Here is a 15,778-nt window from a genome sequence, read left to right on the forward strand (position 1 = left end):
AATCACATTACTTTGTCAACTATTTTTAATGAAAACCACGTGTATATTTTCATGCTCTATTCTATGATTTTCCAATAAAGTTGTTTTTATGCTATATTTTTTGCTAATATTTTCAATGATATTTAAGTATTCCTCAGTTATAACTCTAAATACTGCGCTATTAACCTCTACAGATACATCTTTATACACAGTATGTTTTTTTGTTCTTCTTATCTCTCTTTCTATCTTGTCAATTACATACTTTATAGACTTTAGAGAATTTAATGAATTACATGTTTTACAATCCATTAAGTAATAAGAGTCTATTGAGCTTTTTTCTCTTCTTCTAGCTACCTCAACAAGACCTAACCTAGTTATCCCTAGCACTTCAGATTTTCTTCTATCACTTTTTAAACTCTCATCTAACACTCTAAGTACTTCGTACTTTTCTTTACTAGATTTCATATCTATAAAATCTATTACAACAATTCCGCTTATATCTCTAATCCTCAACTGATATGCAATCTCTGAGGCAGCCTCTAAATTAGTCTTTAAAATAGTATCTGAAAGCTTAGCACTCTTAGTGAACTTACCTGTATTTACATCAACAACTGTCATAGCTTCAGTTCTATCTACTACTATATAACCACCACTTTTTAGCCAAACCTTCTTGTCAAATAGCTTATTTATTTTATCGTCAACTCTATGGAGTTCAAATACATTTTCATCTTCCTCTAAAACTAGTTTTTCAATAAATTTCTTGTCAATAGACTTTAATTTTACTTTTACCTCTTCATAAGTATCTACATTGTCTGTAACAATTTTTTCTATTTCTTCACTTAAATTATCATTTATATATTTTACAGCTGAGCTCTCAGATTTATAGAGAAGCTTCGGACCTATACCAAGTTTATATTCTTTTAAAATCTCACTGTATTTATATTTCAATTCATAAATGTCTTTTTGTAGATCTTCTATTGTACATCCTTGAGCTTCCGTCCTTATAATTAGCCCTAGATTTTCTACATTTGCCTCTTTAACTAACTTTTTGAGTCTTACAATCTCTTTTTCATCTCTAATTTTACTAGACATAGTTACTCGGGTATTCGCAGGTATATACACTAAGTATCTACCTGCAACGCTAATCTCTAAGCTTAATTTGGCTCCTTTTGTACCTACTTCTTCTTTATTTACCTGAACTAAAACATCACTTCCAGATTTAATCTCTGAGCCGTTATCCAGTTGTAGATACGCAAGCTTTTCCAATCCTATATCTACAAAACACGCATCGATTCCATTTAATACTTTTTTTACAACTCCTCGATATATGTTTGATACATTTTTCTCGCGATCATTGTCGTCGATAAAAAAGTCTAGCAGCTTATTATCGCTAGTTACAGCTGTTTTCTGTGAAGTTGTCAATGTTTCTATTATTATACTTTTCAAACTTTTCACCTCTATGCTCTAAAAATTCGTTTAAAGTATTTTTTATACCTTCTACATAGGAGTTTCAAGGTGCCCATCCTTTTGAATATAAAGATCTCGTCTAAGTATATCTACATCTAGCGGATTCATAATTATGCCGAAAAGCTCCAAAATCTTTGGTATAAATATATTTGTATTTAAGTTTTGCTTTGATCCTGTAGCTATCATTGTATTTATTGTTATTCTCTCTTCATTTAGATCTATAAGGTCGAAGCTCTTTATTAAAGGTCTTATGTCTACATCGACCATTTTTCCTTTTTTATTCTTTTTAGTTATCATTATCTCTTCTTGGTTCATAAACTCAACTATTTTGCCCTTTACATACTCTTTACTAAGAGGTCTTTCAAGGTCTATACTGAAAATATATTCACCATAATCTATAATTGATGAAAGGGATGGTGTTTGAGAATCAATTTCCATAGCTTTCATAAATTCAATCCCCGCTGGAAGCTTTTTAGATATTCTCTCCAAGAATTCATTAATTGTTAGATCGTCCTCTATCTCTATATCGACATATTCGCCTTGACTCTCTGTACCAAGAGCAAGCGCATTTCCATAACTCATTTTTGGGTGAGGGTTGTAACCTTGTGAGTGAGATAAGTTAATCTCAGCTCTTCTAAATGCTCTGTGAAGCAGTCTCTGTAAATCAAGATGAGATATGTAGATCATATCCCCTTCTTTTTTAAATTTCACTCTAATTATCTTACTCATCTAGCATAATCCCCTTCCTATATCATGCGTATTTATACCACAGACATTGCAACCATTTCTACAATCTGGCGTTATTTCATCCAGCTTAGCTTTATCGTTTTCTCTTATAAGGAAATCTTTATCTACTCCTACATCAATATGATCCCATGGGAATACCTCATCGTAATTTCTATCTCTATTAGCGTAAAACTCTATTGACAGATCGTTCTTTTCCATAGCTTCCTTCCAGATATCAAGTTTAAAGTACTCAGACCATCCATCAAACTTAGCTCCTATTTTAAAGGCGTCGTAGATAACCTTACCTATCTTACGGTCACCTCTTGCTACTACTGCTTCCATTAAACTAGTACTTGAATCATGGTAGTTGTACTTTATATTTTTGTTTCTAAGTTTCTTAACTAAATGTCTTTGTTTTTCTACTATTTCTTCAGTAGTATCCTGTGCGTGCCATTGGAATGGTGTAAATGGCTTCGGAACAAATGTCGATGTACTTACAGTTACACCAAAGTTTTTCTTAAGCTTGCCTTGATGTACATCTCTGTAGATATCAATTACTTCATATGCTAGTTTTGCTATACCATCAAGATCGTCATATGTCTCTGTTGGAAGACCTATCATAAAGTATAATTTCACACTATTCCATCCCATTTCAAATGCCTTACGTGTAGCATTTTCTAAATCTTCTTCTGTTACCCCTTTGTTAATTACATCTCTCATCCTTTGAGTTCCAGCTTCTGGGGCAAATGTTAGTCCTGATTTTCTAACTTGTTGTATTTTATCCGCTATTTCCATAGAGAAATTGTCAAGTCTAAGTGATGGCAGAGATATTCCAATATTGTTTGATGCGTATTCATCTACCAAATAGTCCGTAAGCTCTGATAAATGAGTGTAATCACTAGTACTAAGAGATGAAAGTGATATCTCATCATAACCTGTGTTTTTAACTAACTTGTCTAATATCTCTTTTAGTCTCTCTACTGATTTCTCTCTTATTGGTCTATATATCATTCCTGCTTGGCAGAATCTACAGCCCCTAGTACATCCTCTAAATAGCTCAAGTACTATTCTGTCGTGTACTGTATCTATATAAGGTACTATAAGTTTCTCTGGATATAATACATTCTCTACATCTTTAATTATTCTCTTGCTTGGATTTGTCGGTATTCCTTCTTTTAATGTCACTACATTTTTAACTGTTCCATCCTCATTGTAGTTTACATCGTAAAAACTCGGAATATAAACACCTTCTATATTAGATATTCTATATAGAAAATCCTCTCTACTAGTCTTATTTTTCTTCCACTCTTTATATAAATCGACTACTTCTAAATTTACTTCTTCACCTTCACCAAGTATTACTATGTCCACAAAATCAGCAAGTGGCTCAGAGTTATAGGAACATGGACCCCCTACCATTACAAATGGATCATCTAATTTTCTATCTTCTTTTAATATCGGTATACCTGCTAAATCCAGAATATTTAATATATTTGTGTAAGATAGTTCGTATTGAAGTGTAAACGTTACAAAGTCAAAATCAGTTATAGGCTCCCTCGACTCCAACGCAAATAAAGGTATATTTTTTTCTCTCATTATATTTTCCATATCTACGCCAGGAGAGTACACCCTTTCACAAAATACATCTTCATCTCTATTTATAACTTCGTAAAGTATGTGACTGCCTAAATGACTCATACCAACTTCATATATATCAGGAAAACAATGTGCATATCTTATAAGATTCTCTTTATCTGTGTCTTTGTGTATAGAGTTGATCTCATTGCCTAGATATCTAGACGGTTTTTCTACTTTTTTTAGTATTCTTTTCAAATCAACTTTCTTCATCTATTAGTAAACCTCCAATTAGTTATAATCTATTTAAATTTGTCATTATTATTATACACGATATAAGTTTTACTATCAAAATATAATATTATGAATCAGACAATATCTGCCATAAATTAGACTGAATATTTGAATTTTTACGTTTTTATCTAAAGCCGATTGTATCTTTTGTAAATTATGTTAATATATACTTATATTTATGTGAACATTTTTATGGGATTTAAAAATAATGTTTTATTTATGCCTTTTTCTGGGTATAATTTAACTTATGGATAAAAATGATTTTATTTTAGAGGAGGAATTTAAAATGAGCAATGTTTTTGAAATTAAAAAAGATGTTTATTATACGGGTGTTATTGACAAAGACTTAAAAGTTTTTGACATAATAATGGAAACACATTATGGAACTACATATAACTCATACTTAATCAAAGATGAGAAAACTGTACTATTTGACACTGCTAAAGAAAACTTTAAAGATCAATTTTTTAGTAATCTAAAAGAGGTAACTGAAGTATCTGATATAGACTATGTAGTAGTCCATCATACTGAGCCGGATCATACTGGTTGTTTAAAATACCTTCTAGATATGAATCCAGACATCGTAGTATACTGTACAAAAGCTGCAAAAACTTATTTGGACGGTCAAATAAACAAGCCTTTTAATTGTCATGTAATAAAAGATGGTGAAACCCTTAATATAGGTAAGAGAACTATCAAATTTATAACTGCACCATTTTTACACTGGGTAGACACAATGTTCACTTATGTAGAGGAAGATAAACTTCTATTTACTTGTGACGCTTTCGGATGCCATTACGCTGATACAAATCCTGAGATATATGGAACTGAAAACTACGAAGATTCTTTAAGATTCTACTATGATTGCATAGTAAAACCATTTGCTAAACACGTATTGAGTGCAGTTGAGAAACTAGGAAAATTAAATGTAGAGTTTGATACAATTCTTACTTCTCACGGTCCAATACTAAGCAAAGATCCTAAAGCAGTAGTTGAAAAATACGTAAAATGGGCTACAGAGGATGTTGGCTTTATAAATCAAAATAAAGCAGCTGTATTCTATTTATCAGCTTATGAAAACACTAAGAAAATGGGTGGAAAAATAGTAGAAGCTATAAAGGCAGAAGGTGCTGAAGCTACATTGTACGACTTAGAACATATGAAATTATCAGAAGTTCATGATGTTTTCTTATCATCTAAAGTTGTTTTATTAGGCTCACCTACAATTAACAAAACTATGGTTAAACCAATGTGGGATTTATTTTCAATAATTGATCCAGTTATAAACCAAGGTAAAATAGCTGGGGTATATGGATCATTTGGATGGAGTGGAGAAGGTATAACTATTGCTCAAACACTTATTAAGTCTATGGTATTTAAATCACCTGTTGAGCCGCTTAAGAAAAAATTCTCTCCAAGTGAAGATACTTTTGAAGACTGTATAAACTTCGGTAAAGAATTTGCACAATTTATAAAATAAATCGTTTTTAGTTATACGGCTAAAATTAAAAAAGTTGATTTGGGTAGATGTTAACCACAGCATCTACCTTTTTATATTAAATGCAAAATTGAATTAAACGTATAACAAAATATAAAAGCAGTAAATTCAAATAAAAATTTACTGCTTTTGTATTTTATTTTACCATTTCTATTTTGTTACACTATTTTTATATCGTTCTATGCTTTTATTACTAAGTTAATATTCCTAAATCAAATATAAATTTTCTACAAAAATTTAGTTTTTTGATAATTTATTTTTTCTAATTGCTCCTGCAATATATCCTTACCTCATCTCTTTGTATTTGGACCTAGAGATGCTTTTTTGCATTGTGATGTTGATTCTGATTTTCTACAGAGACAGAGTTTGTAATACTGTTAAACATACCTTTGTTTTCAGTATCTATTTTCTCGAATTTCTTATTTTGTTTATTTTTATTTTCTTTTCTTGCCACTATTATCACTCCTTAATATTTTAATATATATGACACAGCTAAAGTTCTGACTTTTGATGCAATATATTAGATTAATTGTCTATACACCGCTTCAAATATAATGCCTGCCAAAAACCACGCTGGTGCATAATCTAATCTTATAAGACCATTGATGCTATACTTACTACCTGTATAATCCCATGGACATGTTCCTAGCCTTTTTAAAAATCCTCCCGTTAAGTACTCAATACAAAAAATACACAGTACATATATTCCTCCTCTAATTAATATTGGAAGTCCTGCCAATACATCGCAAACAGGTTCAAAGAAAACTACCATGCCGTATATAAAAAACATCCAAATAGATGTTGTAGCTGTCATCTTATAATCTTTATTTTTTAATGAGTGGAATCCAGTCCACATTATTTCCATGCACCATCCTATTGCTCCATAAATTAAAAATCTAATAATCATGTACATAGTATCTGTAAAATCTCAATGTATATACTTTATTTTGTAAATTTTTAAAATGTAGAAATTTAAACTCGTAACAAAAATTTGTTGAATGAATAAATATAAAATAGACAGTGAAAGGCGGTGTCATTTATGAGCTTTAGCGTATTTTATTTTTTAGAAATTTTCTTGCTTGTTATAGCACTTTCAATAGATTCTTTTGTTGCCAGCTTTGCCTATGGAGCTAATAAGATTAAAATTCCTATTTCATCAGTAGCTGTTATTAATATCATTTGTACTTTAGTATTAGGAGTTTCTTTATTTCTAGGATCGGCTATAGGGTCTTATATCCCTTCAAATTTAACTAAAATTATCTGTTTTTCAATTTTATTTTTTATCGGTTTAATAAAGCTGTTTGACAGTACTTCTAAATCTTTTATCAAAAAAACAACAATATCAATAAAGAAATTAACTTTTCTATGTTTAATTTAAGCTTTATATTACAAATTTATGTAAATCCTGAAAATGCAGATAAAGACTTATCAAAATCGCTCTCTGTAAAAGAATCTGTGGCTCTAGCCTTAGCCCTATCGATGGATGCACTTGCAGCAGGCTTCGGAGCTGGAATCGCCGATATTAGTTATTCTTTAGTCTTATTTTCCTTTTTAGTGGTCAATACATCTTTGATGGTTATAGCTTGTAATTTAGGAGGGAAAGTATCTGAAAAGATTAATATGGATATCTCTTGGATAAGTGGAGTTTTGCTTATAGTACTCGCTTTTTTAAAACTCTAATTTGTCAATATTTATTTATTATTTTATACGATTTTCCAGCTGTAGTATTCAAATTTAAAAATAAAAAAGTAGCTGAAATTTACTACTCTTGTTAGTTTAAAAACTTATTCAAGATCTCAATTTTAGCTACTTCATATTTTGTTGTTTTTACCTAGATTTTTTTGATTTTCTTTTTATTTGTATTGTTTGTATGAAAAAGATAAAATATAGTTTTATAATTATACAACAACATTATTCTATTTATTGCTTACATAATTATAAAATTCTTTAAGATCTTCTTTAACGTTTTTCGGCAATTCGCTCTTCTTTATCCCACGTATTGCCCCTTCTATTGCATATAATCTCTGTATACATGCAGAATCATCGATATTTTTAATATACATCCAAGCTTGTTTACTACCTAATTCCTGTAGCTCTTTAAGAGATTTGATACCTACTTTATTCAATTGCAATTCGACCTCTTTACCTATATTTGGCAACATTGATAATTCGCCCAAAAATACCACCTCACCTAAAATTAATACTATTTTATTATAATTTATACTATTTTTGGTATAAATTACAATAGTTTTTATATTAATTGCTATAAATCAAATAATAAAAGATGCACTCTGTTAAAACAGAGTGCATCTTTTATTTAAATCAGTCAGATAGACATATACAGAGACATCATAATCTATAACGATAGATTTGCCTTGAAGCGAATATATCGTTATAGATTATTTCATGGCAACGCTCTACTTTTTACGAACTTCTCTCCAAGATAACTCACCTCTATCTAAAGCTTTAATAAATATTTCAGCTGAAGCTAGATTAGTTGCTATTGGAACATAGTATACATCGCATAGCCTAATAAGAGCTTGTATATCCGTTTCATGTGGTTGTGATGTTAGAGGATCTCTTAAAAATATAACGAGATCAATTTCTTTATTTACTACTAAAGATCCTATTTGCTGATCGCCTCCTAATGGTCCTGAAGCGAGTCTATTGATATTAAGGTCAGTACCTTCCATAATTCTCTTGCCTGTCGTTCCTGTAGCGTATAAACCGTATTTCTTTAGTATAGCCTCGTATCCTATACAAAATGCTACCATTGTCTCTTTCATTTGATCATGAGCAATTAATGCTATATTCATAAAATTTCCACCTTACATAGTTTAAAAATTTATTTTTTTTCTTCTCATGTACACATTTAAAACAAGCCCTAAGTTTGCAAGAGATGTAAGAACTGAACTAGCTCCTGCACTTATAAATGGCAGTGTCACTCCTGTAACGGGTATTAAGGCAACTGTCATACCAATGTTTTGTATTATCTGGTATGCGAACATCCCCATAACCCCTATTACAATTAAGGATCCATAAAAATCCTTCGCTTCTTTGGCTATATACAAAAGCCGAATTATAAATAGAGTAAACATCAGTATTACAAATAACATTCCAAAGGCACCCAGTTCCTCTCCAATTACTGCAAATACAAAGTCACTGTCTTGAACTGGCAAGAAGTTTTCCTGATTTTGACTTCCATTGTACAATCCCTTACCTGTAACTCCTCCTGAGCCTATAGCTATCAATGATTGCATAACTTGGTAATTTCCTTTTAAAGTTACATCCTCTGGATTTAAAAACGCCTCTATCCTCACCTTTTGGTGATCCGCCATCGCCAAGTAAAGAAGGGGAGATATTAAAACAATTATAATTATAGTTCTTTTTATTAGCTTTGTACTAAGTCCTGAAAGGAAAAGCATTGCGGCTATAATACAAATAAATACTATAGCTCCACCAAGGTCTGGCTGAGCAAGTAAAAGCCCTATAAAAGGTAGCGCATATAGTAAAACTGGAACTATTTCTTTAATTGTATTTAACTTTCCTTTTTTGCTCTCCACTATTTTTGCATAGCTTATGATAAATGTAAGCTTGACTATCTCAGAAGTCTGTAAATCCAGCGGCCCAAGATGAAGCCAAGATCTAGCTCCACCCCTAACCGCTCCTATACCCGGAATTAATACAACGGCTAGAAGTATCAAACTTATCAAATAAATTTCTTTATAATATTTCCCTAAAATATTGTAATCAAACAACAGAATAAATATTAATGCTACCGCTCCAAGAATAAACGCCAACATTTGTTTATAGATTTGTGTAAACCCGCCTGTAGAGTTAGCATGTGTTGCACTACTCAGTATAATCAGGCCAAATCCAAAAATTACTGAAACTATCGTTATAAGCTTCCAATCCAACTGTTTGATCAATTTTAATGTCAATTTATAATTTATATTGAACAAATAACCACCACTCTCCAACTTTATAATAAGCTCTTATTTACTAAATAAAGGAGAATAATCCCTTAGGATATTCCCCTTTAAGAAATTACATTTAATAAAGCCTATACTTTAAATTTAAAAATCTATATATATTATAATATCATAAAATACGACATTAATAATATACACTTTTTAAAGTTTAGAAATTTATCTTTTTTCTCCTCATGTACACGTTTAATGCCAATCCAATATTTGCAAGTGATGTAAGAACTGAACTAGCTCCTGCACTTACAAACGGGAGTGTTATTCCGGTAACAGGAAGCACGGCAATAGTCATACTTATATTTTGGACGATCTGATAGAAAAGCATTCCAAAAACTCCTATTACAATGAGGGTTCCATAAAAATCTTTCGCCTCACCTGATATGTATATAAGTCTAAACAACATTAGTACGTACAATCCAATTAAAACTAACATTCCAATAGCGCCAAGTTCTTCACCTACAACCGCAAATATAAAGTCACTGTCATTTATAGGTAGAAAATCCTCCTGATTTTGTGTTCCGTTGTAAATTCCTTTTCCTGTAATCCCACCAGACCCTATTGCTATTAGAGACTGCATCACCTGATAGTTTCCTTTTAATGTTATATCTTCTGGGTTTAAAAATGCTTCTATTCTAACTTTTTGGTGATCAGCCATCATCAAATAAAGAAGTGGAGATAAAATCACTGCTATTACTATACATCTCTTAATTATTTTTGAATTTAGCCCAGAAACAAACAGCATTGCACCAACAATGCAAATAAATACAAGAGCTGTACCTAAATCAGGCTGTGCTATTATAAGCCCCAAAAAAGGTACTGCATATATAACAACTGGTACTATTTCTTTTAAATTATTTAGCTTACCCCTATGACTTTCTAATATCTTTGCGTAAGACATAATAAACGTAAACTTGGCTATCTCTGAAGTCTGAAGTGTAATTGGACCTAGTTTTATCCATCTACTAGCACCTCTGCTTTCAAGACCTAATCCAGGTAACAGAACTGATACTAGTAAAATCAAACTGATTATATACAAAGCTTTATAGTGTTTACCGATAGTATTGTAGTCAAAACATAAAATAATCATAACAATCCCTACACCTAGAACAAATGCTATTAATTGTTTATATATCTTTGCAAAGCTACCCCCTGAATTTAGATGCGTAGCACTGGTTATCATAACAAGACCAAATCCAAGTATCAATAAAACGATCGCTATCAGCTTAAAGTCCAACTGCTTAATTAATTTTACCATCATTTTATAGTCAATCTTAAACATACTCTCACCTACTCTCCACCCAATAAAACACTTATAAATAATAATAGGGGGTTGATCTTATATAAGATACCCCCTATTTATCTACATATTTCTCTCTTTTATACTCTTTAGTGGTATATTTGCAACAAGCGCTGAGATAGGATTGTCGTCGAGTTCACTTCTACACTTTGACATTTTTATTTCTAATCCTGATTCTTCTATTTCCGCATAGTTTGCAATTACATTTAATATATCCGATTTTATCATGTCAAGCAGTTGAGGTGAACAATCAACTCTGTCATGAACCAAAACCAATTTTAATCTTTCTTTAGCAACAGACTTGCTTTTTCTACTATCATTAGAAAAAGCTTTAAATAAATCAAACACAGCCATAATCTATTCCCCTCCTGTTATTTTGCCATAACTAGTCTTTTTAACTTGCTGAAGAATCCACCTTCTGTAGCAAATTCTAGTAAAGGTACTTCTTGACCTAATATTCTTTTGGCAATATTTTTATATGCTTGTCCAGCCTGAGATTTAGAATCAAGTATAGCTGGTTCCCCTTTGTTAGTTGATATAATTATACTCTCATCATCAGGAACAAGTCCGATTAAATCTATAGCTAATATTTCAAGGATATCTTGTTTATCCATCATATCGCCACGATCCACCATATCTTGTTTTATTCTGTTGATAATAAGTCTTATGTCTTTTATTTCATTAGACTCTAATAATCCGATTATTCTGTCAGCATCTCTTACAGCTGATATCTCTGGATTTGTTACTACTATTGCTCTATCAGCTCCTGATATCGCATTTTTAAAACCTTGCTCGATTCCAGCTGGACAATCGATTAGTATAAAGTCAAATGACTCTTTAAGTTTTTCACAAAGATCTTTCATTTGGTCTGCGTGAAGTGCATTCTTATCCCTAGTTTGTGCTGCAGGAAGCAGATAAAGATTATCAAATCTCTTATCTTTTATAAGAGCTTGCTTAAGTCTACAAGTTCCTTCTACAACATCAACTATGTCGTATACTATTCTATTTTCTAGACCCATTACTACATCAAGATTTCTAAGTCCAATATCAGCATCCACTATTACTGTTTTTTTATTCTCCAAGCTTAGCGCAGTCCCAAGATTAGCTGAAGTGGTAGTCTTCCCAACTCCACCTTTCCCAGATGTTATAACTATAACTTCGCTCATATTTCTACCCCCTATTTATTCGTTATTTAACTACAAAAGATAAATAACTTTCTATTACGATTCTATCATTACTTACATATGCTATTTCTGGACTTGAGTCTTTTTGTTCCACACAATCTTCATCGTCTGGTGCCTCTGCTATGACCTCAGCAATTTTTAGAACTTTTGGTCTAAGATTTTTAGATACAACATATGCAGATTGATTGCCATTTGAACCTGCATGTACGAAGCCTAATATACTCCCCATTACAGTTACATTACCACCAGCAATCACTTTAGCACCTGATTGAATATCACCCATTACTACAGTATTAAATGTTGAAACGACCTCTGATCCTGGTTTCATATCACTAAGTACAACAACATCTCCGTCGTATTCAATATACTCACCTGATCTTAATGATTTAACATACTTTGTATCAAAATTTGCTAATTCTTCAATGAGTTGTTCCTCGATAAATTCTACATCAAATTTGGATGTAATACTATCTTTTAACTGTAAAATTTCTATGTCATCTAAATATTTACTATTTATTTTACTAATTTTAGCCCCATTGAAAAATCCAACATAAGACTCTAATTTATTAATCAAATTCTCTTTAATTTCTTCGAAGGGTAACTCTCTCTTTATATTTACTATTATGCCCTCTTTATTACCCTTAAATTCTATGGGCTCCTGATTTATAGACTCTCTTAAAGACATAACAACCTCCAGAATGATATACATTTAATATTCTTCAAATTAATCGCAAATTCCTTTAAATTTTGTAATAAAAGCAAAAGTTTAATTTACTTTTAGATTATCTGTTAATTTGTGACGAAAAATTCATGTTATTAGAAGATTGCTCTGCTTTGTTTGGCTCTTTTTTATCAGATTTTTTGTCTTTCTCTTTGTCACTGTTATCAAGAAGTCCCATATAAGCACCTATTACTTCTCTCGATGGTAAAAGTGAGAATGCACTTGAGTTTCCCTGTGGGATAACACAAATTACTGCAATCTCAGGATCATCTGCTGGTGCAAATGATACACTCCACGAGAATGAAGCGTAGTCAGCTTTATATTTATCTATTTGCTCATCAGTTAAATCTTGATTTAATTCTTTCATAGCTTTTCTCAAGTAAGAGGCATTAATTTTGTCCGTATCATCCAACTTAACTTTTACACCATCTTTTAACTGTTCTTCTAATTTTTCTCTTTCTTTTTCATCTAATTTTTTATCTTTTAAATTTTCTTTAATTTCATTTTCTTTTTCTTTTGATAATTCTTTTTCTTTTTCTTTTTTGAACTTATCTGCAAGCTTTTCAGCGTCCTTAAGATCTACAGAATAAGATTTTATATGACTCTTTAGGTATTCATACTCATTTTCCGTTGGTATTTTTCCACTTTTCTCTGCTGTACCAGTCTTTGATGCTACTTCCACAGGGAAGTTTGCATAGACCCCTTTACCAGAACCTTGAGTAGAAACTAGTTTCATACCTTTTACAAGTTCTTTTATATTTTCCGGATGTTTAAATGGAATTTTTGTAGATTTTTTTTCAACAGTTTTAGATTTTGAATAATCACTAGATACAGACTTTTCTACAACAGTCAAGTCTACTAGATTTCCTCCATTTGCTACAGCTGCTATAGCTCTAGCCATCTGAGCTGGCGTATACGCATTTTCCCCTTGTCCAATCGCTAAGTTAAATGTATCCGCTACACTCCATTTCGCAAAGTTTAAATAACTGAATACTATTGAATCGGCATTAGGCTCAATTCTATCTTCTTTTACCTTAAGCTTTTTTAGTCTCTTCATAGCTTCTACTCTGCCTGGAGTCTTTTCTTCTGCTGCCCATCCTACAATTTCATCAATTCTCTTTTCAAATTCTTTAGGGTTTTTAGCTTTTGTTATATCCGTAAAGTCGTTTGCCATCTTTTTCATCAGCTCTGTCTTAAGCATAGTTTGAGTTGCTTCTAATTTATCTTTAGTATTAGGGACCCTGCCAAATCTCTCTTCTATCTGTCTTCCAAGTCCTGTACTTTCATCAAGCCCAAACATTTTTGCGACCTCAAGTACTTTATCAGCTCCCATATTTATACCGGGATCATTTGAACCTATCCAGTTTTTGCCTGAAGCTACAGTATAGAAGTATATATTACAAGATTCTTGTATAGCTTTATATAAGTTTGTAATACCATGGTTTCCTTTACCGTGGTTCCAAATGTAGTCCCCAAATGTCTGACCTCCTAGTCGTATAACCCCTGTATCCGCTATAGAGTAATTTGGATCCAGTCCATTTTCTAATGCTGCCATACCAGTTATTATCTTAAATGTTGATCCCGGCTGGAATGCACCTTGTGATACTAAGTTTAAAAGAGGACTAGCCGCTAATAAATCATTTTGATTTTCTGGTTGCAGTGCTTTGTAATCTTTTGAACTTATTCCTGTTGCAAACTTATTTGGATCGTAATCTGGATAACTTGCTGAAGCTAACACTTCTCCTGTTTTAACATCAAGTGCTATTATAGCTCCTGATTTGGCTTCACCAGCATAAGTAGCTACAGCCTTATTTCCAAATTTACTTTTAAAAGTTCCACCTTTTGTAGCAACTTCTACAATTTGTTTTAGAGAACTTTCTGCCACTTCCTGAAGATCTTTATCCAAACTAAGGTATACAGTATCTCCAGATTTAGGTTCCTTCGATTCTATCTCTTTGCTTATTCTTCCTAGAGCATCTACCTGAACCATCTTATATCCATCTTTACCTTTTAGTAAACCTTCATAGCTCTTCTCTATTCCTGAAAGACCTATCATATCCTTTTTAGAATATCCCTTGGCTACATATTCTTCTTCTTGTGTAGATGGTATTTTTCCAACATACCCAAGAACATGAGATGCTAAAGATTTGTTTGGATAGTCTCTAACAGGCTCAATAGCTACAGAAACTCCTACTAAATCCATTGCACTTTCTTCAATTTGTGCTATTGCAGTTTCATCTATATCCTTTGCTATCGTTACAGGATTGTACTGTGAATAACCTTGCGATTTAACTAGATCTCTAACAACCAGTATTTTTCTTGCATCTACATCGCTTAAACTTTTATCTATATTTAGAGATTCGCTATTTCTTATTTCTACAAATGCCTCTCTAGCACTAGGTATACTATCTTTTATTTTGTAACTTTCTAGCCAATCCTTCTTGTCTCTCTGGTCTGTAAAAGTCCAAGTTTTAACTAAAATCGGTGGATAGTATCCATTTTCATTTAGTTTTTGCTGCAATTTTACAGGTTCTAAATCCCTCTCAGAGCTTGTTAAAACTCCTTCTTTAATCGCCTTATCCACCAAGAAGTAAAAACTCTTTTTGGCATTATAATTTAAAGGGATTTTATTTTCTTTCTTGTAATCATTTATATTTCTGTCAAATGTATAAAAGTATTTACCATTTTCGACGTAAATAGGAAATTCGTCTACATACTCTTCATTGTTTTTCTCTAAAAGTTCGATAAGTTTTAAAGAAATTTCATTTGCTTTTTCTTCACCGTTTTTGTTTAAATCATTTCCAGATATCTGAACAGTGAATAAATTTTTATTTCCTGCAAGCAATCTTCCGTATCTATCTCTAATCTCTCCCCTAGGAGCTTCAATTAATAGTTTCTTGTAAGTTTTATTTTCAGCTAGCTCGGAGTAATGAGCATGTTTAAAGGTAGTCATGTACAGAATTTTTGCAAAGATTATGATAAATACTATTATTATTATTTTCTTTATAGTTGAAAGTCTATCAATCTGTTTATTTTCATCCATCATATCAC

The 15,778-nt window shown here is 31.7% G+C and carries 16 protein-coding genes; 3 read left to right on the top strand and 13 right to left on the bottom strand.

From position 1 onward, the window contains the following. Positions 1 to 15: 15 nt before the first annotated feature. Genes T473_RS0102630 through T473_RS0102640 form a run of 3 tightly spaced genes read right to left on the bottom strand, consistent with a single transcriptional unit; the run spans position 16 to position 4,020 of the window. A complete protein-coding gene (locus T473_RS0102630; protein ID WP_242825836.1) occupies positions 16 to 1,434 on the bottom strand; it encodes an Rne/Rng family ribonuclease in 1,419 nt (472 codons plus the stop codon). 42 nt (positions 1,435 to 1,476) lie between these two features. Then, a complete protein-coding gene (locus T473_RS0102635; protein WP_024620506.1) occupies positions 1,477 to 2,175 on the bottom strand; it encodes a TIGR03936 family radical SAM-associated protein in 699 nt (232 codons plus the stop codon). Then, the gene (locus T473_RS0102640) at positions 2,176 to 4,020 is read right to left on the bottom strand and encodes a TIGR03960 family B12-binding radical SAM protein (protein WP_024620507.1); all 1,845 of its coding nucleotides are present in this window, start codon (positions 4,018 to 4,020) and stop codon (positions 2,176 to 2,178) included. It abuts the gene before it with no gap. Between the two features lie 307 nt (positions 4,021 to 4,327). Between T473_RS0102640 and T473_RS0102645 the strand changes: the two genes are divergently transcribed. Next, positions 4,328 to 5,521, top strand: coding sequence for an FprA family A-type flavoprotein (locus T473_RS0102645; protein WP_024620508.1), 1,194 nt, complete (start codon positions 4,328 to 4,330; stop codon positions 5,519 to 5,521). 328 nt (positions 5,522 to 5,849) lie between these two features. Here the strand turns inward: T473_RS0102645 and T473_RS18835 are convergent, their stop codons facing one another. Both T473_RS18835 and T473_RS0102655 read right to left on the bottom strand, forming a co-directional pair. Continuing rightward, positions 5,850 to 5,993, bottom strand: coding sequence for a hypothetical protein (locus T473_RS18835; protein ID WP_200865875.1), 144 nt, complete (start codon positions 5,991 to 5,993; stop codon positions 5,850 to 5,852). Between the two features lie 66 nt (positions 5,994 to 6,059). Further along, positions 6,060 to 6,452: a putative ABC transporter permease gene (locus T473_RS0102655; RefSeq protein ID WP_315168269.1), complete on the bottom strand. Its 393-nt coding sequence runs from the start codon at positions 6,450 to 6,452 to the stop codon at positions 6,060 to 6,062. A gap of 126 nt (positions 6,453 to 6,578) precedes the next feature. Here T473_RS0102655 and T473_RS17985 point away from each other — a divergent pair, with 126 nt between their 5' ends. Then, complete coding sequence (locus tag T473_RS17985; RefSeq protein ID WP_051365849.1) at positions 6,579 to 6,917, top strand: MntP/YtaF family protein; 339 nt, start codon at positions 6,579 to 6,581, stop codon at positions 6,915 to 6,917. After that, on the top strand, positions 6,905 to 7,219 hold the full coding sequence (locus T473_RS17990; RefSeq protein WP_051365850.1) for a manganese efflux pump: 315 nt from the start codon (positions 6,905 to 6,907) through the stop codon (positions 7,217 to 7,219). Before T473_RS17985 ends, T473_RS17990 begins: the two co-directional genes overlap by 13 nt. 236 nt (positions 7,220 to 7,455) lie before the next feature. On the opposite strand, the gene T473_RS0102665 is transcribed toward T473_RS17990, so the two are convergent. The 8 genes from T473_RS0102665 to T473_RS0102700 form a co-directional block, all read right to left on the bottom strand. Continuing rightward, the gene (locus T473_RS0102665) at positions 7,456 to 7,716 is read right to left on the bottom strand and encodes a TfoX/Sxy family protein (RefSeq protein ID WP_024620510.1); all 261 of its coding nucleotides are present in this window, start codon (positions 7,714 to 7,716) and stop codon (positions 7,456 to 7,458) included. 240 nt (positions 7,717 to 7,956) lie between these two features. Continuing rightward, on the bottom strand, positions 7,957 to 8,355 hold the full coding sequence (gene mgsA / locus T473_RS0102670) for a methylglyoxal synthase (protein ID WP_024620511.1): 399 nt from the start codon (positions 8,353 to 8,355) through the stop codon (positions 7,957 to 7,959). A gap of 21 nt (positions 8,356 to 8,376) precedes the next feature. Further along, positions 8,377 to 9,501 (bottom strand): FtsW/RodA/SpoVE family cell cycle protein, encoded by a 1,125-nt coding sequence (locus T473_RS0102675; protein ID WP_029791461.1) that lies wholly within the window; start codon positions 9,499 to 9,501, stop codon positions 8,377 to 8,379. Between the two features lie 178 nt (positions 9,502 to 9,679). Then, positions 9,680 to 10,804, bottom strand: coding sequence for an FtsW/RodA/SpoVE family cell cycle protein (locus T473_RS0102680; RefSeq protein WP_024620513.1), 1,125 nt, complete (start codon positions 10,802 to 10,804; stop codon positions 9,680 to 9,682). Positions 10,805 to 10,885: 81 nt separating this feature from the next. Beyond that, the gene (minE, locus tag T473_RS0102685; RefSeq protein WP_024620514.1) at positions 10,886 to 11,170 is read right to left on the bottom strand and encodes a cell division topological specificity factor MinE; all 285 of its coding nucleotides are present in this window, start codon (positions 11,168 to 11,170) and stop codon (positions 10,886 to 10,888) included. 23 nt (positions 11,171 to 11,193) lie between these two features. Then, positions 11,194 to 11,988, bottom strand: coding sequence for a septum site-determining protein MinD (gene minD, locus T473_RS0102690; protein ID WP_024620515.1), 795 nt, complete (start codon positions 11,986 to 11,988; stop codon positions 11,194 to 11,196). A 22-nt stretch (positions 11,989 to 12,010) separates the two neighbouring features. After that, entirely contained in the window at positions 12,011 to 12,691 is a 681-nt protein-coding gene (locus T473_RS0102695; protein ID WP_024620516.1) for a septum site-determining protein MinC, read from the bottom strand. 97 nt (positions 12,692 to 12,788) lie between these two features. Beyond that, positions 12,789 to 15,770, bottom strand: coding sequence for a penicillin-binding transpeptidase domain-containing protein (locus T473_RS0102700; RefSeq protein WP_024620517.1), 2,982 nt, complete (start codon positions 15,768 to 15,770; stop codon positions 12,789 to 12,791). Positions 15,771 to 15,778: the final 8 nt, after the last annotated feature.

The sequence above is a fragment of the Clostridioides mangenotii TR genome, assembly GCF_000498755.1.
GTDB lineage: Bacteria > Bacillota > Clostridia > Peptostreptococcales > Peptostreptococcaceae > Metaclostridioides > Metaclostridioides mangenotii_A.